We start from the raw sequence: 25,184 nt of genomic DNA on the forward strand, positions 1-25,184 counted from the left end.
GTCTAATTAATTCACCATATCCTGTCTTGTAAATACTACGAACGAAATAACAAGAGAAACAACTGCCCAAACAGTTAAATTCATCAAAGAAAATCCCATCGATAAACCTTGTAATGCAGGTAATTTTCCTGATAAATAATCCGTTAATGATAAATTCACACTAAAAATATATTTGGCGCCTTCCCAAGATGTTGCGAACGAGCTTAAAATACCGCCTGCAATTAATGCAGCTAGCATAACGCCCATACCAGCTGGTGTATTACGAATTAAAACAGAGACCATAAATGATATAGTTCCGACAACGATAGCAACAAACCAGGCTAGTCCATACGCCATTAAGATGTATTGCCACTGCGGAATAAGATGTACAAAGTTCGTATTTAACGTTTCCTTATCAATGACGAATCCTGTTAAAACAGGTAAATTCCATCCCGAGTACCCAAATACAAGCCCTGATAATATGTAAGCAAACAAACCTACAAGAAACAGTATGAGCGAAATGAAAAATAACATCGTCACGTATTTACTAAGGAGTATTTTCCAGCGCCGAATCGGCCGCGTAAGTAACATCTTCATCGTCCCATCACTTCGTTCTCCTGAAACGATATCAATGGCGACAATCATTACGAGAAGCGGAATGAATAATGTAATTCCTTGTTCAATAAATGCTCTGACAAAAGTCGGTGCACCCGGTGCCATCGGATTAATATTATGATCTAAATAATATTGTTGTTGCTCAACTCTTACCTTTAACCAATCACGCCATTCTTCTGGCAACCTAGAATTGTTCAACCGGTTCTGAGAATCAACAATTTGCTGTTGCAATGAAACCTTCCAATCAGTTGTACCGAGTCTTTTTTGTGTCGTTTCTATTTCACGATACTGCGCATACACAAAAAGCGGGATCAAGATTGCTAAAATAAGCATGACAACAAAAATACGTTTCTTGCGGTAAATCTTTTCTGATTCATTTAAAACTAGATTCGCAAATTCACGCATGCTGCTCACCCCTTGTGAGTTCAATAAATAAATCTTCTAGCGTAAATACAAGCTCCTTAACGCTATGTACATCTATTTCATTTGCGACAAAGTGTTTATTCCAACTACTTATAGATGCAATATCCATGCGGCATAGTAATCGATCGCCTTCTACACTCACTTCCCTTACTTCTTCGGCCGCTTCTAGCATATCTTTCGCCTTAGAAATCGGTGTAACAATCCATTCTACACGATCACTTGCTGTTTTAATTAATTCTTCAACCTTGGCAACTGTTATCATCTTTCCTTTATGAATAATAGCAACGCGATCGCATATCATTTGCACTTCACTTAGCAAGTGACTTGAAATAAACACGCTCATATTTTCTTCTTTCACAAGCTTATGTATAAATTCCCTAAGTTCTCTAATCCCTGCTGGATCTAAACCATTCGTTGGCTCATCTAATATGAGCAATTTCGGATTCCCAAGGAGCGCCTGTGCAATTCCAAGGCGTTGTTTCATACCAAGTGAGTACGTTTTTACCTTGTCATAAATTCTTTCATCTAAATGAACCATTTCAGCAATTTCAATAATACGTTCATCTGATATATCACCTAACATACGAGCAAATTGCTTTAAATTTTCCCATCCCGTTAAATATGTATACAACTCTGGGTTTTCAACGATACTCCCAATTTGACGCATCGCTTCTCTGAAATTTTCCTTAATCGAATAACCACCGATAGAAATCGTACCTTCTGTCGCCTTAATCAATCCGACTAACATTCGAATGGTAGTCGTCTTTCCAGCACCATTTGGTCCTAAGAACCCGAACACTTCTCCTTGCTTTACATCAAAGGAAATATTCTCTACAAGAGTCTTCTTTCCAATTACCTTCTTCAAGTCTCGTACGGAAAGTATCGTCGTCATTTTACCCCTCCTTGTTCTAGTTTTAATTTACTTACAACATTTTGAACTAAACGTTCTGCCATATACGTATAACCTACTTCGTTCGGATGAAAATGATCAGAGTATAATAAATCTTTCCCGCGGTTTTGGAATAAATCAAATGTCGGTGTAATATACACATTTTTATCGTTTAGCGCTAATTTCTCTAAAGATGCATTCCAGTCCACAACAATGTTTGAAGACCCTTTTAAATCTTCTACATCTTCAAAAGGATTGTATAAACCAAGCCAAAAAATCGGACTATCTGTATTTAATTTACGAATTTCTTCTATAATTTTCTTTGCTTCATTTTGAAACGTCTCTGTGTCAGGACGATACGTCTCTAAATCTATTTTCCCAAGTGATTCCCAGCCTGGGAACAAATCATTTCCACCAATCGTTAACACAATTACATCTGCTTGCTTAATTGAATATTGAGCGCCATTACTTTCAATTTGTTTTAATAAATCGGGCATTTTTGCACCACTAACTGCTAAATTTGTTAATGCAATTTTTTGCTTATAATCTTTTTGTAAATCCTCTTTCATTCGCCCAACATAGCCAATTCCTTCTTTATCACCAACGCCACGCGTTAATGAATCACCTAAACTAACGATTTGTAACGTTCCCATTTTCTTTTTCTCTTTTGCCACTACATCGGTCTTTTTAATTAAATTTGAAGCTTTCGGATTTAATACATCATTTACACCTGAAACAAAGCCATATGCAAATAAACAGAAAGATGCAATTGTAATGAGTAGAATTACTTTTACTACTTTTGATCTCATATCAAAACCCCTTTTAGCCCTCATAGATTGTCCATAATTATACCAAACGAAATTTTGAAAAGCGATTTTCACACCTTCTCAATTATGTCGTTTCTCTATCTACTAACTCTGGTAATAACTCTATCTGCTTCACATCTAATTTCTCTTCATTAATCTTTTCATATAATAATTCAAACGCTTTCACTCCAACGTTTTTACTAGAATGCGAAATCGTCGTTATACCCAATATATCTGCCACCTCTTGATCATCACACCCGATAATCGTAATATCCTCTGGAATACGAACTCCTTGTTTTTTTGCTTCTGTAACCATCCCCGCTGCAATATGGTTACAAGATACAAGGAACGCCGTCGGTTTTACTGACATATGAGCCCATTCTCTAATTACATTGCGTCCATCTTCCACTGTAAAACATCCCTCAAATTTCCAGGTCTCTAACGGTGTTACGATACTCTGTTGAAGCGAATCTTCGTACGCCTTCTTTCGTCTTTGGCTATTAACGCTATTACTTCTTCCAATACAATATCCAATACGTGTATGACCGGCATCTATTAAGCTTTTCATCCCACGTGAAAATACTTTGTAGTAATCGATATGGACACTTGAAATATACTTCGAATCTATTTCTTCACACATAACAATCGGGCCGAATTTCGTATATTCTTCAAGCTTCTCCTTACTATTTGTCCGAGAACAAATAATAACCCCATCAAGCTTTTTCATTTTTAACATATTCAAAATTTCTAGTTCTCTTTCTTCACTATAATTCGTCTGGCAAAGCATCATATTATAATTATTCTTTGCTGTCTCTTTTGATATCCCCTCGATAATAGCGCTATAATATTGATCATTTACGTGTGGCAATAAAACGCCAATTACATTCGTTTTTCCTTTCACTAAATGAATTGCATTCACGTTTTGCGTGTAATTTAATTCTTCTATAATCGCTAAAATTTCTTTTCGTTTCTGTTCATTTACGTACGGATGATTATTTAGTACACGTGAAACAGTTGAAACAGATACTCCAGCAAGTTCAGCAATCTTTCTTATATTTGTCATCTCATTTTCCCCTTCTCACAAAAATTCTTCCTTGACCTGGTAAGCTTTCCACAATATATCCTTTCCTAGCAAATACATTTAGAAAGGATATACAACTATGCTTCGATTCAAATTAGAATATATATTTTTCATTGGCGGTTTACTCATTCTTGCCATCGGTATTAATATGATGACGACAATTACTTCCTTTGGACTTAGCCCTTATGATTCCTTCTTTATTGCACTATATCAAAATTTTGGGATAAGTATTGGTTTTTGGATTTTCATGATTAACTTTGCCTTTACACTTATCGTACTCTTTTGGAATAGAAAACAAATTACAATCGGTACAATTGTAACGATGGTTCTTATTTCTCTTTTTGTTGATTGGATTGGTTCCATTACAACTATTATGGACGCTATCCGCTCTCTTCCAAAATATATAACACTTATTTGCGGAAATCTATTCGTTGGAGCTGGAATTGGTCTTTACGTCTCTACAAACCTTTGTGCAGCGCCTCAAGAAGCTTTCGTTTTAACGGTTGCCGAGAAGAAAAAATGGACGTTTAGAAGAACAGAGATTTCATTAGCCTTTTTATTTTTAACGTTAAGCTTTTTATTAGATGGACCTATCTATTTTGGAACAATCATCTTATCCTTTACAACAGGCTGGATTATCCAAGCATTTATTCAAGTTGGTACGCAGATTTTAAATAGAAAAGAGCCTATTAAGCAAGCTGCTTAATAGGCTCTTTCTGTTTTATGGTAAGAGATACTACTTAGCATCCCCTTCAATTCGATAGTTCGCTTTCAAACAATCTATTTCTTCATACCCTTGCAACGTATGTAGAATATAATCATAATCAGCAAGAGACGCACGATGCGTTACAATTACAATTTCAGCCTTTCCTTTCTCTTCAAGCGGCATTTGAATAATTTTCTCAAAGCTAACTCCGCGCTCAGAGAACAATGAAGTAATTTTTGCAAATACACCAATTTCGTCTTTTACATGCAGTCTTAAAAACTTTTTCACGACAATTTCGTCTGGCTCTTTTAATACTTTTTGATATTGTGGGACTACAGCACTATTTCCTGTTACCCCTAATCTAATATTTTGCATTACAGCAACTAAATCCGAAACAACAGCTGTCGCTGTCGGTAAACTTCCTGCGCCTGGTCCATAAAACATCGTTTCTCCAACTGCTTCACCGTACACATACACAGCGTTATATTCATTTTGTACTGCCGCAAGAGGATGTGTATTTGGAAGTAAAGTTGGTTCAACTGTAACCTCCAATTTTTCACCATCTCGTTTTGCAAGACCGATTAATTTAATTGTATAGCCTAAGCTCTTACTGTATTCAATATCTTCCTCTGTAATAGAGGTAATCCCTTTTACTTTCACATCTCCAAGCTCTACATTTGTAGAGAAACCGAGGGTAGCTAAAATCGTCATTTTTCTTGCTGCATCTAAACCTTCTACATCTGATGTTGGATCTGCTTCTGCAAATCCAAGTTGTTGGGCTTCTTTTAACACGTCGTTATATGCTCTCCCTTCGTCTGACATTTTCGTCAAAATAAAATTTGTTGTTCCATTTACAATTCCCATTACTTTCGTAATAAGATCTGAAGAAAGTCCTTCTACGATACTGCGTAAAATTGGAATTCCCCCTGCCACACTCGCCTCATAGAATAAATCAGCCTTATTATCTTTTGCTGTCGCTAATAATTCAGCTCCATGTAATGCCATTAAGTCTTTATTTGCAGTTACAACATGCTTTCCGCTTTTTAAAGCTTGTAAAATATATGATTTTGCATCATCAATGCCACCCATCACTTCAATGACAACATCAATATTTGGATTATCTAAAATTTCATTTGCATCTTGTGTTAATAGAGTAGAAGGTACCTCTACCTCTCTCTCTTTCTCAATGTTTTGCACTAATACTTTCGTTACCTTCACTGGACAACCTACTTGGTGTATGAGTCGTTCTTGATGATCCGTAATAATACGAACCACACCACTGCCAACTGTCCCAAGACCTAATAACCCAACTTGAATTTCTTTCATAGTACTGTCCACCCCTCAAAAATTGTGTTTAGATGAAATTATATGAGTAAAAAATCTGAAAAACAATGTATTTTGAACATTCGGAAAAATAAAGGTTAATCTTTACAAGGAAAACGTTACCACGTGTTACACAATCTTTCTTTACAATATATAAGGGGTTTCTTGATACACGTAATAATTCAACCAATTAGAAAACAATAAATTACCATGACTCCTCCACCTAACAAGCGGCTTTTCATCTGGATTATTATGTTTAAAATAGTTTTTTGGCACATCAATATTTAATCCCTTGTCACGATCTCGTTCATATTCTTGTTTTAACGTCTCACAACTATATTCGCTATGTCCAAGGGCAAACACTTGCCTTCCTTCTGGCCCAATAACAAGGTGAACACCTGCTTCTTCAGAGTTTGCTAACAATGTTAATTCTTTCACTTCTCTAATATCATTCTCTCGTACTTCTGTATGACGAGAATGCGGAGCAAAAAACAATTCATCAAATCCTTGTAATAATTTCACATGTTGCTCGCAAACTTCATGTTCAAATACACCAAACATTTTTTCCTTAAGGGGATACTTTGGAACACCATAATGATAGTACAAGCCAGCCTGTGCCCCCCAGCAAATATGGAGCGTAGATGTTACATTCGTTTTTGAATACTCCATAATATGTTTAAGCTCTTCCCAATAATCTACCTCTTCAAAAGCAAGGGTCTCCACTGGCGCTCCTGTAATAATGAGCCCATCAAACTTTTCATTTTCAATATCACGAAACGTTTTATAAAAGCTTGTTAAATGTTCTTGCGTTACATTACGCGATAGATGTGATTCCATATGAAGCAAATGAACATCTAATTGTAACGGTGTGTTTCCAATTAAGCGAAGTAATTGCGCCTCTGTGTCTTGCTTCGTTGGCATTAAATTTAATATAGCAATTTTTAAAGCACGTATATCTTGTGTTTCTGCCCGCTCCTTCGTCATTACAAAAATATTTTCTTTTTGCAACACTTTGCGAGCCGGTAAATCTTTATCAATTATGATCGGCATGTGTTTTGCCTCCAACTAGAGCTGCTTCCAAATCTGCAATAATATCAGAAACATCTTCTATACCAACCGATAAACGAATTAAATCAGATGTAACACCAGCTAAACGCTGATCTTCAGCATTTAATTGTCTATGCGTCGTACTAGCGGGATGTATAACGCAAGTTCGTGCATCAGCTACGTGCGTTACAAGAGTTGCTAGTTTTACATTTGCGATAAATTCTTTTGCTGCTTCTAATCCGCCTTTAATACCGAAAGTTAAAACACCACTAGCACCTTTTTTCAAGTACTGTTGTGCTAACGAGTAATTTTCATTACTATCTAATCCCGGATAATTCACCCATTCAATACGTTCATGATTAGCAAGCCACTTAGCAACTGCCAGAGCATTTTCGCTATGACGCTCCATTCGTAAATGCAATGTTTCTAAGCCAATATTGCTAATATATGCATTGAATGGGCTCATACAATTTCCATAATCTCTTAATAGCTGAACACGTGCTTTCACAATATACGCTGCTGCACCAAAGTTTTGAACGTAACTTACACCGTGATAACTTGGATCTGGTTCAACAAGCTCAGGATACTTTCCATTTGTCCAATCAAAGTTTCCACCGTCAATTACAATACCGCCTAAGGAGCTCGCATGCCCATCGATATACTTCGTCGTAGAATGAACAATAATATTTGCCCCATGTTCAAATGCCTGGCATAAATAAGGAGTTGCTAATGTATTATCAACGATAAAAGGTACCTCTAATTCTTTAGCGGCAGCTGAAAATTCTTTAAAATTTAAAACATTCATCGCTGGATTTCCTAACGATTCTGCATAGATAAGTTTCGTCTTGTCATTAGCAAGCGCCGTAATTTCATCTGCCGTTAAATTTGGATTAAAGAACGTAACATCAATGCCAAGCTTACGTAAACTCACCCCAAATAAATTAAACGTTCCCCCGTAAACAGTTGAAGAGCAAAGTAAATGGTCTCCACTACTACAAATATTTAAAACTGCGAGCATAATAGCTGCTTGCCCAGAAGCCGTTGCAACAGCTCCTACACCGCCTTCTAAATCTGATAATTTCTGCTCAAATGCTGCTAGAGTAGGGTTTCCAATACGTGTATAAATATATCCTTCTGCCTCTAAGTTAAATAGAGCTGCTAAATCATCCGAAGTATCGTATTTATACGTTGTGCTTTGATAAAGTGGTAAAACACGTGGTTCACCATTCTTTGGCGTATAGCCACCTTGCACACAAATTGTTCCTTTTCCCCATGATTCTCCCATCTCTCATTCTCCTTTCTTTTATACAAAATAAAAAACTGCCCCTTTCCTGAAAACAAGAAAGGAGCAGTTTGAAAACACGCTCTAAAGGCTCTTTCTTATCTCTCAGGATTACTACCTGCAGGATTTGGCACAATTCCGTTATACGGCTGTTGCCAAGGTTTCATCGGGCCTGTCCCTCCACCTTTTCTTGATAAGACTATGCAATTACCGTTGATTTTATAGCAATAATTTCCTAATGTCAAACAGTTTTTCTGAATGTTCTAAAATAAATGTTAACAGTTTCATATAAAGCAACAAAAGAAATATATTCTAGTCTATTTCAAAAAAGACCTTTAAAAACCTCAAATCAGTCTATAAAATTAAATAAGTAATTTAACCTATAAATTCAAATTCCCCAAAAGTTAGCCTATATGTTGAATAGGCCATCTTCTCAAAAAGATACTATATATATTCAATCCATTTTTCACTAGTATATTTCACTTTTTTCCCTACTAAGATTTACATAACGGAGGTATAACATGACAAATAAAAAAGATATGCATTACATACTTGCTCTATATGGCATTCTTCTAGGATCTATAGTAGGAGCTACAGTCTGGTTATTTTTAGTCACAATAAATATTGGAATCCACTTTATTTGGGGATACTTGCCTGAAGTTCTCTCTTTTCCCTCTTATTACACCCTTTGCGTAACAATAATTGGCGGGGTCCTTGTTGGTCTATCACAAAAACATTTCGGTACATACCCACGCCTTATGCCTGAAGTAATGGCTGAATATAAAAAAACTGGTCGAATCGAATATCGCTTTGTCCATCGGGCTACTTTAACAGCGATTATTGTTTTAATTTTCGGTGCTAGTCTTGGTCCAGAAGCCGCACTAGTTGGAATTATAGGCGGACTGTGCACATGGGTAGGGGATCGCTTTAAATTTGCCTTAAAGGGTATGAATGAGCTAACCGAGATCGGAATTGGCGCTACTTTAAGTGTCATTTTTAATGCACCATTATTCGGTTATTTAGCACCAAATGAAAATGAGGGGGAAGAAATTGCTGCTTTTTCTAAAGGAAAAAAAGCGATTGTATACTTAGCTACTACTTTCGCAGGTTTTTCTGTTTATTTACTACTGAGTAAACTTGATAATCGTGGATCCTTTATTGTTGATTTCGGGGAAGGTGCACTTTCTTTCAATGAATGGATTGCATTTCTTCCACTTGCTAGTATCGGCGCTATAGTTGGTTTCTTTTATTTCAAGTTAGAATTCACATTAGAAAAGTTAATTCACCCTTTTAGAGAATACAAGCTGACACTCGGAATTATCGGTGGTATTTTATTAGGAATCGGGGGAACTTTTCTTCCGTACACATTATTTTCAGGGGAACATCAATTAAAAGAATTAGTTGTTGAATGGAGCCATTTATCTTTTTGGATACTACTTCTTTCAGGGATTTTAAAGTTGTGCATTACTGCCGTTTGTTTGAACACAGGGTGGCGAGGTGGACATATCTTCCCAATTATATTTTCTGGTTCAAGTATCGGATACGCTGTAGCATCTATTCTTCCTATAGATCCAGTAGCATCTGTTGCCATCGTAACGACAGCAATTTCAAGCTATGCGTTACGAAAGCCAATAGCTATAACATTACTATTACTTATGTTTTTCCCGCTTAATTTACTATTGCCCATGCTTGGTGCAGCTGCTATCGGGAATGCCTTTCCACTCCCAAAACATAACGAAAATAAAAATTAATAAAAATAGGCAGTGGGGACGAAAGCTCCACTGCCTATTTTTATTACACATGCTGCTTTAATAAAGCTTCTAACTCCTCAAAATTATGCACTTCATATGTCGGTATAATCCCACTATCATTTAATTTCCTTTCTGGATTAAACCAACAAGTATCAATTCCCGCTACATATCCACCTTTAATATCAGCGCTTAATGAATCCCCAATAATCAGCCCTTCTTCAGGTGCAAAGTTAGGAATCCGTTCAAAAACATAATCAAAATACTCTTTCATCGGTTTTTGAAAACCTGTATCTTCCGAAACAAAGACATCTTTAAATAATGAATGTAACCCTGCATTACGCAAACGTTTATCTTGCGTCTTAGAAACACCATTTGTCACTATATACAATTCATACTCCCCTTGAATTTGATTTATAAATTCAAACGCACCTTGCATGAGTTGATTTCCTTCTTCTAAGTAGTTACGATAATTATTTTCGAATAATATTCCATTTACTTCTTCTCCATACTCTTTAAACAACAGAGAGAATCGTGTATTTACAACTTCATTGCGTGATAGTTCACCTTTTTCAAAAGCATCCCAAAGACCTTTATTTATTTTTTTATAACGAGTCTCTATCTCGTCTGTTAAAGGGATTCCCTTCTCTTCAAAAAGTACCCGTAAAGCCACTTTTTCAGCCTTTTGGAAGTCTAGTAATGTATCATCTACATCAAATAACAATGTTTTATATTTTTTCATAAATTCATCACACTCTCTTTTCTACAAAAACAAATTTACATAAATCATATCATTCCTTCTTGTAAAGATAATAGGAGATATCTCATACTATACATAGGGGTGAAAATATGAAAATCAGCAAAAATGAGGAAGAAATTTATCAATACATGCGAATCCATCAATTCCATACCCTATTTTCATTTCATGTCTTGCCATATGTAGAGCTGCATTCTTTTCAAACGAAAGAGATGATATGTAGCGAAGGAAATGCTCTTCCTTATCTCTATTACTTAATTTCTGGGAGAGCCAAAATATATATGAGTCATAAAAACGGGAAGGTTTCATTAATTAATTTTATTCAAGCACCATCTTTTATCGGAGAATTAGGATTAATAGGAGTAGAAAATATTACTAAGTCCGTTGAAGTACTAGAAGATTGTGTGTGTTTGGCACTTCCTCTTAAAGATTGTCAGCAACTTTTATTACAAGATGCAACGTTTTTACAGCACTTATGTAAATTTATTGGAGAAAAGACAATTACTCGCACTGAAAATTACGCAAAAAACTATAGTTATCCTTTTGAAAATCGATTAGCTGCTTTTATTTTATTAACAGAGCAAAATAATTGTTATATAGAAAAGCATACCGAGGCCTCGGAATATTTAAATGTCAGCTACCGTCATCTTTTATATGTATTAAATCAGTTTTGCCAACAAAATTATTTAAGAAAAGAAGGCCGAACATATTATATACAAGATCGAAATACATTAGAAAAGCTGGCTGATGAACTAAAAATATAAAAAAGCAGCATTAACGTTTACATGTTAATGCTGTTTTTTCGAGTGACGATTATAATTTTAATTAAAATTTACTTGCTACTTTAGCTGCTTCTTCAAGACCTGCAGCGATGATTTCTTCTGCTTTATCTGGGAATTGGTTATGTCCTTCAATAACTACTGTTTCCATGTTTGTTGCGCCGAAGAAGCCCATCATACTTGCTACATATTTAACAGCCATTTCTACCTCAGCTGCTGGACCTTCTGAATATACGCCGCCTCTTGCATTTAATAATGCAATCTTCTTATCTCCAATTAGGCCAACTGGACCCTCTGGCGTATATTTGAACGTTTTACCAGCACGGTTTAAATAATCAATATATGTGTGCAATACTGCTGGAATCGTTAAGTTCCATAATGGGAAGCCGAAAACAACTTTATCAGCTTCTAGGAATTGATTTAAATACTTATCAGCAACTGCTACTGCTTTTGCTTCTTCTTCTGTTAAATCAAATCCTTTACCTACCTTGAATGTACCATTGATCATGTCTACGCCTACGTATGGTAATTCTTCTTTATATAAATCAAGTTCTACTACTGTATCATTTGGGTGTGCTTCTTTATAGTTTGCTAAAAATGCCTCATATAATTTTACACTAACTGCTTGTTCCGCTGGACGGTTATTTGCTTTAACGAATAAAACTGTTGCCATTATTTATTCCTCCTAGTACTCACTCTTATGTTGTTATATGCTTTCAAAAAAGGTATCCCTTGTAATTGTTGTTTTGTTGCTTACAAACATATTTTATCTTTATATAAAGACAATTTCGTCCTCACATAGACGTATTTTTCCATAAAAAAAGTCCACCTTCTAAAGGCGAACTTGGTCTTACGACTTTCGTCTTATACAATTCCATTTTTAACTGCATATAATGCCGCTTGCGTACGATCAGATAAATTCAACTTACTCAAAATACTACTTACATGCGCCTTAACCGTCTTTTCTGTAATAACTAAAACAGATGCAATTTCCTTATTGCTCATCCCTTTCGCTAATAGCTGCAATACTTCATTTTCTCTCGCTGTTAGCACATCCACTTGAATAGAAGATTCTTCTTCCTTTTCTTCTACAGGTAATGTTTGAGAGAGAAGAGCATTTGCTATATCCGGATGTAATTGAATATTACCTTTATATGCGCTTCGAATAGCCTCAACAAGCTGATCTGGTTCTACATCTTTTAAAATATACCCACTTGCTCCAGCCCTTAATGCAGGTAACACATGCGCCTGATCAGAAAAGCTAGTTAATACAATTACTTTCACATTTGGATACTCGTTTTTTATATATGCCGTCGCCTCAACACCATCCATTTCAGGCATATATAAATCCATTAATATAACATCGGGATTTGTTTCTCCTACTTTCACTAACGCTTCTTTCCCATTATTCGCTTCTCCAACTAACTCTAAATCTTCCTGTGTACTTAAGAAAAATGCTAATCCTTTTAAAACGACTGTATGATCATCAACTAACAATACTTTTATTTTCACAAACTTCCCTCATTTTCACATCATAATGGTACATTTACTTTTACGCTCGTTCGTTTATTACTACTTACAATTTTAATTGTTCCACCAACTAATTCTACTCTTTCACGCATCGTAGTCATACCTAGTGATTTCTTTTCTTTTATATTCTTTTCCACAAAGCCCTTTCCTTGATCAACTATTTCTAATGATACATTTTTCTCATTCACTGTAAAATAAATCGTCGCTTCTTTTACACCTGCATGCTTACTTACATTGTTCAGTGCTTCTTGGCCTATGCGCCACAAAGCTTCTTCTACTACACGAGGTAAATCACGAACACCCGTAACTTGCTCCCTAATTTTCAGTCCCAAATTTTCACCGTACTGCTTTAGAGCTGGCAATAATCCTTTTTCTAATCCTGCCGGACGAAGCTGCCAAATTAATGTCCTCATTTCTTTCAAAGCTCCTTGCGCAAGTTCACGCATCTCATGCAAAGATTGATCTACCTTTTCATTTTTACCTTTTAAAACTGCCTCGGCGCCTTTTGTCATGAAGGTTAATGAAAATAATTTTTGCGAAACAGAATCATGTAAATCTCTTGCTAACCGATTTCTTTCTTCCATTCGTACAAGTTCACGGCGCTGCTCGTTTAACCTCAAATTCTCTATTATTAACGAAACATGGTTCGATAATGCTTGAATTACATCTATTGTATTAGCATCAAACTCTCCATTATTCAAACTAACACATAAAACACCAAATATATGGTTTTGAATATGTATTGGTGTAGCAATAACAGCTCGATTTAGATGTACATTATGTCCTATTTGATGTTTTATTAGAACTGGTTCATCTTGTTCTAACGCCTTCTTGGCCGCCTCTTTTACATCCTCTTGTAACTCTTCCTGAACGTAAGACGCTCGCAGAGATAATTCTTTTTCCTCCCTAATAAAAAGCGCTACTTGATTCCATTGAAATACTTCACCTACGTGATTTACCACCTTTTCAGGTAGTACATTAAACTTATGAATCATTTTTAAATCTTGAATGAAACGCTCTAATTTCACATAATAATGTGCTCTTCTCTTTTCATTTTCATATAATTTTGTTCGCTTTAAAGCCGTACCAATTTGGAAGGCAACCGATTGGAGTAATACTAATTCTTCTTCTGAAAAATGTGTTTTACCCGGACTTGCAACATTTAACACCCCAAATTTTTCTCCCCCAGCTTTTAAAGGAACCGTAGCATGATGAAGAATGCCCTCCGTATCCCCCCAATTATATTCAATTGCATTATTAATTCTTTTACATTCAATAATATTAACGGCTCTCTCCAATTTTCCATCTACAAAACCTCGTAAACACCAACATTCACCTTCGCACATCGGGCGTTTATTTTCATATGTAAGTGCCTCTGGTAATTGATAATCAATTAACTTCGTATACTTACCATTTTCATCCGCAAGAAAAATCCATCCTGTCGTTAAACCTGTTACACTTAGCAATTTCTCGAGGACAGCTTGCAATACATGATATGTATCATTTGATGTATTTAATGTTTCTGCAATTTCCTTTAATATAACTAATTCATTCGTACGATTATCTCGAAACATACTCAGTCTCCTGCATACAAGATTTTAAATAGCTCTTAAAATAAATCATCTACTTTTCACTTTGTACTTATTCGTAACATTGATATAATGGTGAAAACATAGTTTTCATTATATCACTCGAGGGGGCTTTCATAATGACATTAAATAAAGCACTTACTATCGCTGGTTCTGACACAAGTGGCGGTGCTGGTATACAAGCAGATTTAAAAACATTCCAAGAACTGGGCGTATACGGAATGACATCTCTTACAACAATCGTAACGATGGATCCACATAACAGTTGGGCACATAACGTATTTCCAATCCCAGCTTCTACATTAAAACCACAATTAGAAACAACAATTGAAGGTGTTGGCGTAGACGCTTTAAAAACAGGTATGCTTGGATCAGTAGAAATTATTGAAATGGTTGCAGAAACAATCGAAAAGCACAATTTCAAAAATGTAGTAGTTGACCCTGTTATGGTATGTAAAGGTGCAGATGAAGCATTACACCCTGAAACGAACGATTGCTTACGTGACGTTCTTGTGCCAAAGGCATTAGTTGTAACGCCAAACTTATTTGAAGCTTACCAATTAAGCGGTGTGAAAATTAATTCTCTTGAGGACATGAAAGAAGCAGCGAAGAAAATCCACGCTTTAGGTGCCAAATACGTACTAATTAAAGGCGGAAGCAAACTTGGTACGGAAACTGCAATCGACGTCCTATATGATGGAGAAACATTCGATCTTTTAGAATCAGAAAAAATTGATACTACAAATACACACGGCGCAGGTTGCACATATTCTGCTGCAATTACAGCAGAACTTGCAAAAGGAAAACCTGTGAAAGAAGCAGTAAAAACTGCTAAAGAATTCATCACAGCTGCTATTCGTTACTCATTCAAAATTAACGAATACGTAGGTCCAACTCACCATGGTGCATATCGTAAATTCGTTGTATCAAAAGAACTTGTCTAATATATAAATAAAAACACTCACAAGGTTCATACATTGTCTCTGTGAGTGTTTTTTATAAGCTTTATGTCTTCCGGTCATCTTATCTTTAAGATGCAGAGCTGACCTTATTTCTACCATTTCGTTTCGAGTAGTATAACGCATCATCCGCCGCTTGAATAAATTGCTCTGATGCCCCTTCATACTCTGAAACCCCTACCGAAACTGTAATTTTTATTTTTGTTCCATCTAACAATTCAAATGAATGTTTTTCAACAGCTATACGAGTTTGTTCCCCAACATGAATTCCATAAACCATTCCTTTCCTTGGTATCAAAAGCGCAAACTCCTCTCCACCCTTTCGAAAAACCAAATCCGGAAATGCTGACATTTCTCGCAAAATATGCCCTACTTGTTTTAACACTTCGTCTCCCGCTGGGTGCCCATACGTATCATTTACATGCTTAAAATGGTCAATATCTATAAGTAGTAAACAAAGTGAATCGTTTTTCAAGTGTTTATTACTAATATGACGATTCATCTCTAAATCAAACTGTCTTACGTTTCCTAGACCTGTCAATGCATCTATCGTTGCGTATTGCTTCATCGTTTGAAATAGCTCATTGGATTGTAAAACATAATTTGCACTTATGAATGTTATGTAACCTGTAATAATACTAGAAATTAAATATAATCCCACTATGTGGATCTCTTTAATTAACCATATATATAACGCTGGGATTAGAATAGATAAAATATATGCGTGTAACCATACCCACTTTTCCCCTAAAGAAAGCTTCATACGCGAAATAAAGATACTCCCTATTCCTATCGCAATGATTGTATAAAAGGCCACTTGAGAAGCTAATGAATAATCCATAAACAACAGTCTAGTTACTAAAATCATAATAATTGTTATGGTACTCGCTATCGGCCCTCCAATAATAACAGCTAGAATAACAGCTAAGTAGCGTAAATCCAATAGGATGGTACCAACACGAACACCGAAATACATTAGTAATATACCTAGTATCCCAGTAAAAATGCCTACTACACATTTCTGCCCAAAAGAGAATCCTTCTTTTAACGGCTTATCTCTTAAAAGCTGACCTCCAACAAAAATAAAGGAAAGAATAATTGTTGTATTTACAAATAAGTCCCTTAACATAAAATGATCTCCTTACTTTTCTATCTATCCCTTTCCTTACTTTATTGTATACGAAATCCCTATAATTCCCAAAGTTTTTATTTATTTTTTGCTGTTCCACGTGAAACAGCAAAAAATAAAAAGGGCGAAAACTCGCCCTTTTTCATTAACAACAGCGTGATATTTTTCCACCCTTTGCGTTAAATCTTGCTTCTTGTGCCTCAGCAAAAAATTGCTTTTGACATAAAACCTCTTCTTCAGGATGATGCTTTTTCATATGCTCCACATATACTTCATAACTTGGTACCCCAACGAGCAAACTAATAAAGCGCTTCCTTTCCCCCCATACTTGCCACAGCTTTTTAAGCATAGTTCCTCGACTCACTTTCATCTCTAGGAATATATGGTGCCTCTTTTAACGGCATTGGCTTATTTCTTAATACTTGTATCCAAATTCGAAGTGCTGAAATTAACACAGCGATTACAACTATCATAAAAATCCCACAAAGCGCTGCATCGATATAATCATTAAAAATAATTTGCTTCATTTGAGTAACATTTTTAGCTGGTGCTAACACTTTCCCTTCATCTAACGCTCCCTGAAACACCTTCGCGTGAGATAGAAATCCGATTTTAGGATTTTCATGAAATAGCTTTTGATAACCAGCTGTCATTGTTACAATAAGCAATCCCACAGTTGGAATAAGTGTTACCCAAACGTACGCCTTTTTCCCCATTTTGAACAAAATTGTCGTTCCAAGTAATAATGCAATACCTGCTAGCATTTGATTTGCAATACCGAAAAGTGGCCATAATGTATTAATTCCACCGAGCGGATCTATTACCCCTTGGTATAAGAAATATCCCCATCCTAATACACATAATGTTGTAGCGATTACATTCGCTAATGTAGAATCCGTTTTCCCAAATGGCTTATATACATGCCCTAAAATATCTTGAATCATAAATCGGCCGACACGCGTTCCGGCATCAATCGTTGTTAAAATAAATAGGGCTTCAAAGAGAATCGCAAAATGATACCAAAATGCCATCATGGCCGTTCCACCTATTACTTGTGAGAAAATATATGCCATACCTATCGCTAATGTTGGCGCACCACCTGTACGTGATAAAATCGTTTGCTCTCCAACATTTACAGCAAGATCTTTTAATTCATTTGGTGTAATAGCAAATCCCCATGAGGAAATAACTTGAGCTGCCTGCGAGACATCTGTACCGATAAGTGCTGCGGGACTATTAATTGCAAAATACGTTCCCGGTGTTAATACACAAGCTGCAATCATCGCCATCGCTGCTACAAACGACTCCATTAACATTGCTCCATAACCGATTGGCTGTGCGTGTCCCTCTTGCTCAATCATCTTCGGCGTCGTACCTGATGAAACAAGAGCATGGAATCCAGACACTGCACCACAAGCAATAGTAATAAATAAGAATGGGAATAAGTTTCCAGAGAACACAGGACCAGTTCCATCAATAAATTTCGAAACTGCTGGCATTTGTAAATCTGGTGCTACAATTAAGATACCGATTGCTAACCCTACAATTGTTCCAACTTTTAAAAATGTACTTAAATAATCACGTGGTGCTAAAAGCATCCAAACTGGTAATGCAGATGCAATAAATCCATATACAATAAGCATAATAGCAATTGTTTCACCACTAAATGTGAACATACTTGCAAGTGTTGGATTTTCTGCTACATACTGTCCTCCAACAAGAGATAAAATAAGTAGGATAATACCGATTACTGATCCTTCTCCAACACGACCAGGCCTAATATAGCGCATATAAACTCCCATTAAAATAGCGATAGGAATCGTTGCTGCTATCGTAAACATTCCCCAAGGACTTCCGATTAGTGCCTTTACTACGACCAACGCTAATACTGCTAATAAAATAATCATAATTCCTAAAATACCTATCATTGCAATTAGTCCTGTAACAGGTCCAATCTCATCTTTAATCATTTCTCCTAACGATTTACCATTACGTCTCATTGAAGCAAATAAAATAACAAAATCTTGGACAGCCCCCGCAACAACTACCCCAACAATAATCCAAATGGTCCCTGGTAAATACCCCATTTGTGCCGCTAAAATCGGTCCTACTAAAGGTCCCGCTCCAGCAATCGCTGCAAAGTGATGTCCAAACAATACCCACTTATTTGTTGGAACATAGTCTTTCCCATCATTTAATGTATGGGCTGGTGTTTGCCGATTATCATCTAAATTAAAAACCTTTCTCGCTATAAATCTACTATAAAAGCGATAAGCAACTGCATATACACATACGGCAGCTACTAAGAGCCATACAGCATTAATGGTTTCACCTTGTGATAAAGCTATTACCCCAAAAGCACCTGCTCCTACTGCTGTAATAACGCCCCAAAGTAAGATCGATTTCAATGTCTTCACATACAATTCCCCCAATACTATTTCTTAGTGGAGATTGTACTAAATTTTCTGAATATTTAACTTGAATCCTCCCTATCATGAAGGATTTTTAGTTTATCATGTTAAAATACTCTCATTATCTACTATAATTCAATGTTATTTCGAAGGCGTTTTACATAATTACGACTGACTGGAATCGGTTGCTCATCATACCTATCTAAATACAAATTATACGTGCCATTATAATAAGGTTTCAGTTCTTTTACATATGACATATTAATTAAATAGCTTTTATGTACACGTAAAAAATCATATGCATTTAGCTTATTTTCTAATTCCTGAAGTGTATATGTTGAAATATACTGATTATTCGTTGTGTAAATTGAAACAGTTTTATTTTCTTTATTTTTACTTACATATACGATATCTTCTGGAAGAATATATCGTATGCCCTCTTGACTTTCTATCGGTAGTTTTCGCAAATAACTCTTTGCTTTCTCGCCTTGTTCTTTACCTATTTTATATAAAAGAAATTGTAAATCTTCTTCACGAAATGGTCGCAATAAATAATAAAATGCTTGGAAACGAAAAGCTGTAATAGATTCTTCTATGTTTTCACCTACAAAAATAAATTTTGTATAGCAATTTATTTCTCGTAATAAACTTGCATATTCAAAACCAGTACCATCTAGTAATTTGGAACTTAAAAAAACAAAGTCTGGTATATGTTTTTTCATCATAAATAAAGATTCTGTTCCTGTCTTTGCTTCAAAACATTCTACATTTCTCATATTTTCAGTGAAATTTTCAGCTAACTCTCTTCTCTCTTCTGCCTCTTCCATAATCAGTAAAATTTTCATTTCTTCAACCACCTAATTCTTTGTCCATATGTCCTGTTGTATACATTCGCTTTTATAAGAAATAATCCCTTTTTCTTACTATACCATTATTTATCTAAAAAAACAGAAAAAAGGAAACCCCTTCGGTTTCCTCTCCCCCTTTATCCTACATTAACTGCCTAGAAAGAGCCGAGTAGTGTAGGGTAATAAACGATCAGGCATACATTTAAAATTTCACTTTATACTAATTCTCGTTGCTTCGTTTCTTGTCCAAGTATTACTACAGCGAATACACCAATTAAGATTGATCCGCAGAAAATCGTAAATATTAATGATAGTGAAGCTTCTGAGGCAACTAAATACCCCACTAATAATGGTCCAAGAATACCACCAATACGCCCAAACGCTGCTGCCATTCCTGCACCTGTACCACGAATAACGGTTGGATACTGCTCAGGTGTATAGGCGTATAATGCTCCCCAAGCACCTAAGTTAAAGAAGGATAGTAACATACCTGCCACGATTAATACTGTTAATGAATCCGCAACCCCAAACAAATAAGCACTGCAAGCTGTCCCAATTAAATACGTAACCAAAACAAATTTACGACCGAGACGTTCAATAAACCAAGCAGCGGTGAAATACCCTGGAAGTTGAGCTAACGTCATAATAAGTACGTATTGGAAACTTTTTATTAAACTAAACCCTTTTAGCACCATTACACTCGGTAACCAAAGGAACATTCCATAATAGGAAAAGACAACACAAAACCATAGAATCCATAGCATAATTGTTGCTTTACGATATTCCCCAGACCAAACTGATTTTATATTTTCAATAACAGATGGTCTTTTTTTCACTTTTTGGAACCTTGGGGAATCCGGTAAATTCCATCTTAAATATAAAGCATATAGTGCTGGAACTGCACTCAATACCATCGCAACTTCCCAACCATATTTCGGAATAACAAAATACGAGATAAGAGCTGCAATTAGCCATCCACCTGCCCAAAAACTTTCTAATAACACAACAATTTTCCCACGCTCATGTGCTTCAACACTCTCTGATACTAGTGTAGAGGCAACCGGAAGCTCTCCGCCAAGCCCCATACCAATTACAAAGCGTAAAACGAGAAACATCGCAAGTGTCGTCGTTAACGCAGTTAAACCACTACCGATAGAAAATAATAATAATGTAATAATAAAGACTGATTTTCGCCCTATTTTATCTGATAGTATCCCAAAAATAAGCGCTCCTACTGCCATACCGATTGAGTTAATACTGCCTATCCAGCCCATTTCTTGCGTACTTAATCCCCAATCCTTTTGCAAGGCTACCATTACAAATGAAAGCATTCCAACATCCATTGCATCAAATAGCCATCCAAGCCCAGCTATACCAAGTAGTTTGCGCTTCGAAATTTCTTTTACCTTGCCCACTAGAAGTCCTCCTCACACAGGTGTCTTTACACATCATTTTACATGTGTGAATTGTATAAGTAAAATACTTTTGTGTAAAAAATTCTCCTTCATCATTCCCAAAAAGTAAAACGTCTATCCCGATTGGTGAGAGCTAATAATCAGTGGGGATGCCTCACTAATTAAAGTTTCAATTTATTAAAAATGAACAAATAAAAAAAGCAGCGATATTTCGCTACTTTTTCGAACGCATTACTTCTTTTAAAAATTCCGCTAATACTAACTGACGACGCCAGCGTGTTGGATTACTGCATAATCTATAAAACCACTCTAAATGAATCGCTTGAATCCATTTTGGTGCACGTTTTACCTCTCCAGCCCATACGTCTAAACTTCCACCCACTCCAACAGCCATTTTCGTTTCTAAACGATGCTTATTGTTTTGGATAAAGTTCTCTTGTTTCGGGAAACCAAGTGCAACAAGTAATAAATCTGGTTTTGCTTCTTGAATGCGAGAAATAATATTCTCTTCGTCTTCTTGTTTAAAATAACCATCTTGTATACCGGCGATGGATACAGCTGAATATGTCTTTGTTAAATGATCTGCTGCAGCTTGTACAACATGCGGCTTTGCACCTAATAAGAAAACAGATACCGGCTTACTATCTTCAGATAACTTCGCAAGTAAATTACACATTAAATCAAAACCTGCTACACGTTCTTTTAAAGGTGTACCAAGCATCCCGCTTGCCTTTACAACCCCAATACCATCAGGTGTAATTAAATCTGTATTCAATAATGTTTGATAGAACTTTTCATCCTTTTTTGCGCACATAACAATTTCAGGGTTTGCTGTTACTACCTGAAACGTATGAGTTCGCTCCGCTTCTAGTTGTTCTTTTAAATATTGGACCGTTTCATCCATTGTCATTGTAGAAAAAGGAACGCCTAGAATATCAACTGTTTGTACTGCCATAGTTAACTATCCTCTCTATCATTACAAGTTTTTCGCTATTAATTGCTTATATGTTTCCTTTGTATCTTCATATAGTTTTTGAAGTGAGAAGTTCATAGTAGCATGCTCATAAATATGTTTACCCATTGCTGCTAACTCTCCAGTTTTCCACTTATCATATGCTTCTTCTAAAGCTAATGCTAATGCCTTTCCATCACCTGTTGGCACAATCCATCCGTAAGTTTCATCTACGATTAATGGTTCAATTTCTCCAGCCCTAGTCACAATTGATGGTACGCGTTGATTTGCCGCTTCTAATAAAACTAATGGGAACCCTTCACTATGGGAAGTTAATAAATTTACATGTGACGACGCAAATAATTGTTTTACATCTTGACGATGTCCTAAAAACTCTACTTTATCGTTAATCCCTTTTTCAGTAGCTAATGACTTTAGATTTTCTTCTAATGGGCCATCGCCAACTAATAATACTTTAATTTTCTCTAATTTTGTTTGTTGTAACGCATCGAATAAAACTTCATGTCCTTTGACAGGATGTAATCGTGCTACTTGGATTGCTGTAAATACATCTTCATCAATATTGAACATTTCTTTTTTATTATAGCCTTCTGCTTTTTCCTTATCGTATTCAATTCCATTATAAATAACATGCATCTTTTCATTTGAAATACCTAATGCTGCCAGGCTTTTTTTTAATCTATTTGTTACAACGAAAAATAAGTCTATATTTTTTAAGGCTTTCAAATTTAATTTCGTAAAAATCCAACCTTTTAAGCCCTGTTTAGTAAAGTCTTGAAATGGATCACTATGAATAGTCGTTACCCATTTTGCCTTTATTCTCTTTTTCATTAAAGAAACATAGAAATTAGCCCTAGGGCCATGTGTATGAACTACATCAAATTTTTCTTTATTAATAAATTCACTTATATTCTTTAAAATGGATAAATCATAGCGCGATTTTTGTGAAAACACATGGACTTTTATCCCTAACTCCCTTGCTTCCTTCGCAACAATTCCATCTTCAAATACTGCTAATTCTACTTCACCAGTTGGAAACTGATCGAGAAGTGAAATAATATGTGTTTTCCCTCCCCCATCTTCTGCTCCTGCATTCATATGCAATATTCTCATATTTTTTCCTCCTTTAAATCCTCGCTACGTTTCCATCTATTTTTATTTTACTGTACTAAAAAATAAAAGCTAACAAAAGTTAGCTTTTATTTTTATCATTCAATTTCTAGGTCTACTATTAGATAAGCTAACACCACTACAAAGTAAATCCCAACTCCTGGTGCTGTTAAAATATGTCCTGCAATATAAGCAATACCTAACGCTAACAATAAGCTTGCTGAAATCATTCCATATTTTATATTGAATATGTCCTTAAATCTCGTAGCAAATGCTAGTAAAATTCTTAGCCCGTAATAAATAAATGGAATCATTAGTAATACAAAGCCAATAATCCCGAAATCATAAAACCAATCATGGAAGTCCATTTCAATTAGTTTTGGATCTGGCTGCTTTTGTTCATTGTATTTAAAGTTACCTGCATAACCCATTCCTAATAACTTTTGTGACATTGGCGCTTCTTTAAAGAACTGCTTATGTCTTTCTTCATATACTTGACGTCCACTGAAAATAAGATTTTCTTGATTTTCTTTCTTTTGCTCTTTCTCAAGCTCTTTCTTAACTTCCTCTTCTATCTTCGCCTTTTCTTCTGGCTTTTCAACTTTATGATGATTTTCTTCTTTTGCTTTAAGTTCTTGCTCTTTTTTCAGCTTCTCTTTAATTTCTTTTTCTTTTTGACCTTGCTGTGCCACATTTTGCTCTGATAAATAATTATTGTGAATACCCATATTTTGTGCTAATGGTGTTTGTTTAAACGTCCCAACTACACCAGCTAATAGGACCATAGCAATTACTGCATTAAGCGCAAGGGATTTTTTGTTCGGATTTTTTCTATCAAATAATAATTGTAGTACAATGATTCCGATTGCTGCCCCTAACGTAGCACCAATTGAGCCCATTCCAACTTTTGTACCGACTTGAATTAGCGAATAAATCATTAAAAGTGATGGAATCCAATATAAAATGTGTTTCCAGCTCTTTGTTTTTTGAATAGAATATAGTACCACAATAGGGAAAATAATAGCTAAGATTGAACCTAGTTCATTCCCTGCATAGAACCAACCTCGAGAACCAACCTTCATCCATTCATAACTACCAAAGTCAGTAGATGTTGAAATAGAAATAACCATAATTGCGTTAATGATTAATGTAGAATATACAATACTATTTCGAACCTTATCACTAATATTAACTGTCTTTTTCAATGATTTTAAAGCTAAAATGTATGATCCCAGCATGATATATATATATAATGCTTTCGCAACGAATTTAACCTCTTCACCAAGTACAATAGGATTTTTAACTAGTTTGTTATTAATAAACCCTATCCCTAAAACTCCGGCTAATAATATAAGATAAATTAAAAACTTTCTATTTTCCTTCTCTTTTGCCTGAATTAAAATGTAAATACCACCAACAGCCATAATAAGGAATCTTACTAAAATTCCAACGGTAGCATTTGACTTTAATAAAGTTATGCTAAGAGACGTTAATAAATCTAAAACAGGCTGTAAAATAATAAAAAAGAGCAAAAAATGCTCAAATCTAACCCTAGCTTGATTTGCTAACATTCCAAGACCTCCATACAAAATCTTAACATTATCTTTTAATCATAATTTTTTATCATTCAAACACACCTAGCAATTATAACATAACTCATATTCAAATCGAGAACTATTTTTCCAGCTAAAACTAGCCAGGACAAGTATTAATAAGTAATAAAAATCATCGTCCTTTAGCTATACTCCCCTATTTTTACAAAATCTATCTAACAACCATCCCCTT

General features: G+C 35.5%; 23 protein-coding genes and 1 riboswitch. Of the genes, 4 read left to right on the plus strand and 19 right to left on the minus strand.

Translation table 11 applies throughout. The features are described from left to right. Nucleotides 1-6 precede the first annotated feature (6 nt). From ACTL4X_RS27150 to ACTL4X_RS27165, 4 genes are read right to left on the minus strand one after another with little or no spacing between them, the layout of a single operon-like run. A complete protein-coding gene (locus tag ACTL4X_RS27150; protein WP_001206500.1) occupies nucleotides 7-999 on the minus strand; it encodes an ABC transporter permease subunit in 993 nt (330 codons plus the stop codon). Beyond that, complete coding sequence (locus ACTL4X_RS27155; protein WP_086401110.1) at nucleotides 992-1,909, minus strand: ABC transporter ATP-binding protein; 918 nt, start codon at nucleotides 1,907-1,909, stop codon at nucleotides 992-994. Before ACTL4X_RS27155 ends, ACTL4X_RS27150 begins: the two co-directional genes overlap by 8 nt. Continuing rightward, nucleotides 1,906-2,787, minus strand: coding sequence for an SGNH/GDSL hydrolase family protein (locus tag ACTL4X_RS27160; protein WP_002180592.1), 882 nt, complete (start codon nucleotides 2,785-2,787; stop codon nucleotides 1,906-1,908). The genes ACTL4X_RS27155 and ACTL4X_RS27160 overlap by 4 nt, the downstream gene beginning before the upstream one ends. Nucleotides 2,788-2,797: 10 nt before the next feature. Continuing rightward, nucleotides 2,798-3,775 (minus strand): LacI family DNA-binding transcriptional regulator, encoded by a 978-nt coding sequence (locus ACTL4X_RS27165; RefSeq protein WP_086401111.1) that lies wholly within the window; start codon nucleotides 3,773-3,775, stop codon nucleotides 2,798-2,800. 97 nt (nucleotides 3,776-3,872) lie between these two features. Between ACTL4X_RS27165 and ACTL4X_RS27170 the strand changes: the two genes are divergently transcribed. Further along, nucleotides 3,873-4,499 carry a YczE/YyaS/YitT family protein gene (locus ACTL4X_RS27170; protein WP_000943416.1) on the plus strand — a complete coding sequence of 209 codons (627 nt, stop codon included), beginning with the start codon at nucleotides 3,873-3,875 and terminating at the stop codon, nucleotides 4,497-4,499. A gap of 30 nt (nucleotides 4,500-4,529) precedes the next feature. On the opposite strand, the gene ACTL4X_RS27175 is transcribed toward ACTL4X_RS27170, so the two are convergent. From ACTL4X_RS27175 to ACTL4X_RS27185, 3 genes are all read right to left on the minus strand, one after another. Further along, nucleotides 4,530-5,825 (minus strand): homoserine dehydrogenase, encoded by a 1,296-nt coding sequence (locus ACTL4X_RS27175; protein WP_000659109.1) that lies wholly within the window; start codon nucleotides 5,823-5,825, stop codon nucleotides 4,530-4,532. Between the two features lie 141 nt (nucleotides 5,826-5,966). Continuing rightward, nucleotides 5,967-6,872: a homoserine O-acetyltransferase MetA gene (gene metA / locus ACTL4X_RS27180; RefSeq protein ID WP_001121536.1), complete on the minus strand. Its 906-nt coding sequence runs from the start codon at nucleotides 6,870-6,872 to the stop codon at nucleotides 5,967-5,969. Further along, a complete protein-coding gene (locus ACTL4X_RS27185) occupies nucleotides 6,856-8,154 on the minus strand; it encodes a bifunctional O-acetylhomoserine aminocarboxypropyltransferase/cysteine synthase (protein ID WP_000504780.1) in 1,299 nt (432 codons plus the stop codon). Before ACTL4X_RS27185 ends, metA begins: the two co-directional genes overlap by 17 nt. A 92-nt stretch (nucleotides 8,155-8,246) precedes the next feature. After that, nucleotides 8,247-8,351: riboswitch (SAM riboswitch) on the minus strand. A 321-nt stretch (nucleotides 8,352-8,672) separates the two neighbouring features. On the opposite strand from ACTL4X_RS27185, the gene ACTL4X_RS27190 reads away from it, so the two are divergent. Beyond that, nucleotides 8,673-9,902, plus strand: coding sequence for a chloride channel protein (locus ACTL4X_RS27190; protein ID WP_134207459.1), 1,230 nt, complete (start codon nucleotides 8,673-8,675; stop codon nucleotides 9,900-9,902). A 43-nt stretch (nucleotides 9,903-9,945) separates the two neighbouring features. On the opposite strand, the gene ACTL4X_RS27195 is transcribed toward ACTL4X_RS27190, so the two are convergent. After that, nucleotides 9,946-10,641 (minus strand): YjjG family noncanonical pyrimidine nucleotidase, encoded by a 696-nt coding sequence (locus ACTL4X_RS27195; protein WP_069604551.1) that lies wholly within the window; start codon nucleotides 10,639-10,641, stop codon nucleotides 9,946-9,948. A 107-nt stretch (nucleotides 10,642-10,748) separates the two neighbouring features. Here ACTL4X_RS27195 and ACTL4X_RS27200 point away from each other — a divergent pair, with 107 nt between their 5' ends. Further along, a complete protein-coding gene (locus ACTL4X_RS27200) occupies nucleotides 10,749-11,420 on the plus strand; it encodes a transcriptional regulator YeiL (protein WP_000703327.1) in 672 nt (223 codons plus the stop codon). A gap of 61 nt (nucleotides 11,421-11,481) precedes the next feature. On the opposite strand, the gene ACTL4X_RS27205 is transcribed toward ACTL4X_RS27200, so the two are convergent. From ACTL4X_RS27205 to ACTL4X_RS27215, 3 genes are all read right to left on the minus strand, one after another. Next, nucleotides 11,482-12,108 carry an FMN-dependent NADH-azoreductase gene (locus ACTL4X_RS27205; RefSeq protein ID WP_000246735.1) on the minus strand — a complete coding sequence of 209 codons (627 nt, stop codon included), beginning with the start codon at nucleotides 12,106-12,108 and terminating at the stop codon, nucleotides 11,482-11,484. Between the two features lie 191 nt (nucleotides 12,109-12,299). Next, nucleotides 12,300-12,947, minus strand: a complete 648-nt coding sequence (locus ACTL4X_RS27210; RefSeq protein ID WP_086401112.1) for a response regulator — start codon at nucleotides 12,945-12,947, stop codon at nucleotides 12,300-12,302. 20 nt (nucleotides 12,948-12,967) lie between these two features. Then, entirely contained in the window at nucleotides 12,968-14,539 is a 1,572-nt protein-coding gene (locus ACTL4X_RS27215; protein WP_000488138.1) for a GAF domain-containing sensor histidine kinase, read from the minus strand. Between the two features lie 134 nt (nucleotides 14,540-14,673). On the opposite strand from ACTL4X_RS27215, the gene pdxK reads away from it, so the two are divergent. After that, nucleotides 14,674-15,498, plus strand: a complete 825-nt coding sequence (gene pdxK / locus ACTL4X_RS27220) for a pyridoxine/pyridoxal/pyridoxamine kinase (RefSeq protein WP_000174266.1) — start codon at nucleotides 14,674-14,676, stop codon at nucleotides 15,496-15,498. A gap of 85 nt (nucleotides 15,499-15,583) precedes the next feature. Here the strand turns inward: pdxK and ACTL4X_RS27225 are convergent, their stop codons facing one another. The 8 genes from ACTL4X_RS27225 to ACTL4X_RS27260 all read right to left on the minus strand — a co-directional run bounded on the left by ACTL4X_RS27225 (nucleotide 15,584) and on the right by ACTL4X_RS27260 (nucleotide 24,970). Beyond that, nucleotides 15,584-16,642, minus strand: coding sequence for a GGDEF domain-containing protein (locus tag ACTL4X_RS27225; protein ID WP_017657620.1), 1,059 nt, complete (start codon nucleotides 16,640-16,642; stop codon nucleotides 15,584-15,586). A gap of 145 nt (nucleotides 16,643-16,787) precedes the next feature. Then, nucleotides 16,788-16,991, minus strand: coding sequence for a YbdD/YjiX family protein (locus ACTL4X_RS27230; protein ID WP_000914503.1), 204 nt, complete (start codon nucleotides 16,989-16,991; stop codon nucleotides 16,788-16,790). Continuing rightward, nucleotides 16,984-19,059: a carbon starvation protein CstA gene (gene cstA, locus ACTL4X_RS27235; RefSeq protein ID WP_000854312.1), complete on the minus strand. Its 2,076-nt coding sequence runs from the start codon at nucleotides 19,057-19,059 to the stop codon at nucleotides 16,984-16,986. The genes ACTL4X_RS27230 and cstA overlap by 8 nt, the downstream gene beginning before the upstream one ends. 122 nt (nucleotides 19,060-19,181) lie before the next feature. Then, a complete protein-coding gene (locus ACTL4X_RS27240; RefSeq protein WP_000698256.1) occupies nucleotides 19,182-19,898 on the minus strand; it encodes a LytR/AlgR family response regulator transcription factor in 717 nt (238 codons plus the stop codon). 218 nt (nucleotides 19,899-20,116) lie between these two features. Continuing rightward, nucleotides 20,117-21,316, minus strand: a complete 1,200-nt coding sequence (locus ACTL4X_RS27245; RefSeq protein WP_074554296.1) for an MFS transporter — start codon at nucleotides 21,314-21,316, stop codon at nucleotides 20,117-20,119. Between the two features lie 214 nt (nucleotides 21,317-21,530). After that, on the minus strand, nucleotides 21,531-22,271 hold the full coding sequence (locus tag ACTL4X_RS27250; protein WP_000290747.1) for a WecB/TagA/CpsF family glycosyltransferase: 741 nt from the start codon (nucleotides 22,269-22,271) through the stop codon (nucleotides 21,531-21,533). 21 nt (nucleotides 22,272-22,292) lie between these two features. Then, nucleotides 22,293-23,402 carry a glycosyltransferase family 4 protein gene (locus ACTL4X_RS27255; RefSeq protein ID WP_001221227.1) on the minus strand — a complete coding sequence of 370 codons (1,110 nt, stop codon included), beginning with the start codon at nucleotides 23,400-23,402 and terminating at the stop codon, nucleotides 22,293-22,295. A gap of 95 nt (nucleotides 23,403-23,497) precedes the next feature. Beyond that, nucleotides 23,498-24,970 (minus strand): O-antigen ligase family protein, encoded by a 1,473-nt coding sequence (locus tag ACTL4X_RS27260; RefSeq protein WP_000880755.1) that lies wholly within the window; start codon nucleotides 24,968-24,970, stop codon nucleotides 23,498-23,500. Between the last annotated feature and the right edge of the window lie 214 nt (nucleotides 24,971-25,184).

This window comes from Bacillus sp. RE35 (assembly GCF_052146655.1).
GTDB classification, from domain to species: domain Bacteria; phylum Bacillota; class Bacilli; order Bacillales; family Bacillaceae_G; genus Bacillus_A; species Bacillus_A cereus.